The 2,334-nt window shown below is 51.3% G+C and carries 2 protein-coding genes; one reads left to right on the top strand and one right to left on the bottom strand.

Annotated features, from left to right (window positions below; all coding sequences use genetic code 11):
* Positions 1 to 119: 119 nt before the first annotated feature.
* Complete coding sequence (locus V7730_RS22570) at positions 120 to 671, bottom strand: 2OG-Fe(II) oxygenase (RefSeq protein WP_335749798.1); 552 nt, start codon at positions 669 to 671, stop codon at positions 120 to 122.
* 324 nt (positions 672 to 995) lie between these two features.
* On the opposite strand from V7730_RS22570, the gene V7730_RS22565 reads away from it, so the two are divergent.
* Complete coding sequence (locus V7730_RS22565; RefSeq protein ID WP_335749797.1) at positions 996 to 2,186, top strand: hypothetical protein; 1,191 nt, start codon at positions 996 to 998, stop codon at positions 2,184 to 2,186.
* Positions 2,187 to 2,334 lie beyond the last annotated feature (148 nt).

Below are 2,334 nucleotides of genomic sequence, written 5' to 3'. Positions count from 1 at the left end.
TTTCACAAGTTGATCCACCTTAACTACTGGTCCGAATTCCCGAGACCACCTCTGTACATGCTTGCCGGCCATACAGCCAGCTGTACAGGAAGGATCGAAAACGTCCTCAAAGAGCTGTTTCAGCGGAATGCTGGGCCATGCGCCCAAACAGTCATTGAATAACGTATGCCACTTTTGACTGGTGTTACCTGATGAAGTGTAAAGCTTGGAAAAATACTGACGCACCCCTGACCACGATTGGCGGTGAGAATTTGAGCGCCCGGCATAATTTCCAAGTTGCCGCCATCATAGGTATCAGCACCGCTCAATTGTAGCACAAGGGTGAGCTTTCGTTTTCCAGAGGCAGGACCACCGCCAATATCGGAGTGCCACGCAAAGTGCCCGCTTTCTGACGACTTGTAGATTGCAACCTGAGGGCTTTCGGCAAACTCGCGCAGGTCGAATTCAAAACGGTCTCTGTTTGAACTCCGAACAAGTTCGATCAGACGCTCCATCACCCATTCCATGCCGGTCACGCCATCTGTCCAGACCAATTCTGCTTTGCGAAGATTGTGATCTTTATTGCGACCAACGAGGAGAGCTTCCTCGGTCTGCGCTTCGGAAATTGTCGCGATAATCTGTTCACATTCACTTTTAGTAAACGCATCGGGCATCGCATGTAATGAGAGCATTCCGTCCACATTTTCGAATTTCAAAAGAAACTTCATCAGAGCACGGGCTGGGTAGCGTTCAACCTGTCAGCAGTAGCGGCTCGGTCACTAATCCTTACATGAATCGATCGCCAAAGTGTGAAAGATAATGCTATTGGCTTCCCGTGCGACAAACTGGACCAAGGACGGCTTTTCGGAGGTCGTATTGCGCTGTTTCAAAAGCTGATGGCACACAGCTTCGTGCCCGAACTAGCGATTTCAGCAACATGTACCGAAGACTGCATTCCAATTGGTGGTCATTTTCTCCCTGTTGCGCATTCAACGACGATCTGATTTTGATGACTTATGCTTAATGCACTTATTCTTGCTGTCGTTGTCTTTTTTGGGGCGATGCTGATCTGGCCTCGAGTGGCCAATTCGGCTGTATGGCGGGCAACAATCACGCCCTTGGCTTCGATCATCGGAAGCGGTTTTCTGGTTTTAGGTCCGATACTTGATGTCAGTTATGGCGGCTATGCGCCCTTTGTGATGATTGGCCTATGTACGATTGCTTATCTGTTTGGAAACGCGATCAGATTCAACATTGCAGAAATTGAAGCGCACGCTGCCCCGTCCACTCTGCTTGTTTGGTTAGAGACGGTCGCGTCAGTCGTGCTCGCCTTCGCATTTATTGTTTCGGTTGCCTATTATCTAAACCTGTTCGGCGCATTCGGCGTCAGCCTCACAGACCTCGACGACAGCTTTCATGCCAACCTGCTTACGACCGCCGTTTTCGTGTTGATCTTGTTCACTGGCTGGGCGCGCGGCTATTCCGCTCTCGAACGGATGGAGCAGGTTTCTGTTGGTCTAAAGCTGGCAATAATTGCCGGCCTCATATTTGGCCTTGTTGTGCATTTCGGCGAGGTGACTGGCAAAGACGCGTTACAGTTCGATCAGCCCCAGGTCACCGGATGGGCTGGCATTGCTCTTATGGCTGGGTTGATCGTGACGGTTCAGGGATTTGAGACGTCTCGCTATCTTGGCGCAAATTATGACGCGCCAATGCGCATCCGTTCCATGCGGCTGGCTCAGTGGATTTCCACAGGCATTTATTGTCTCTATATTGCTCTTCTGACCTATGCGATCGATTCCGATACGCTCTCTCTGGATGAGACTGCGATCATTGACTTGATGCAAGTCGTTGCCCCGATCCTGCCCCTGCTTCTTGTTGTGGCCGCTCTGAGCGCCCAGTTCAGCGCCGCAATCGCTGACACAAGCGGCTCTGGCGGCTTGATTTCGGAAGTCTCCAAAGGCCTCGTCACGGAAAAGCTCGCTTATACTTTTTTGGTCGGCGTCGGGATATTTCTGACTTGGACAGCCAACATCTTTGAGATCATCAGCTATGCATCGCGGGCTTTCGCGCTCTACTACGCTATACAAGCGGCCATTGCTTCAATCCGCGCGGCTCACAGAGGCTATTCAGGAAAGACTGTCTTCTTTGCCTTGCTGGCGGTTTTGGGCGGAGCTATCGCTTTGTTCGGGGCACCCGTTGAGTGAACGGCGGACCTTAGTTTCTAAAGAACCAATACCTGCTTCGCCCGCTCACAGGCTTTTTTAGCCGCCGAAATGCTGCGCGGAGCACCAGCGATAGGTGAAGTGGTCCTGCTTTTTAGGACAGTTTTGCGGCTTGGCTAAGATGCATCTG

It is taken from the genome of Sulfitobacter sp., from assembly GCF_036961165.1.
Lineage (GTDB): Bacteria > Pseudomonadota > Alphaproteobacteria > Rhodobacterales > Rhodobacteraceae > Sulfitobacter.
Note: the sequence above shows the minus strand (reverse complement) of the source record. Positions and strands in the feature narration are given on the sequence as shown.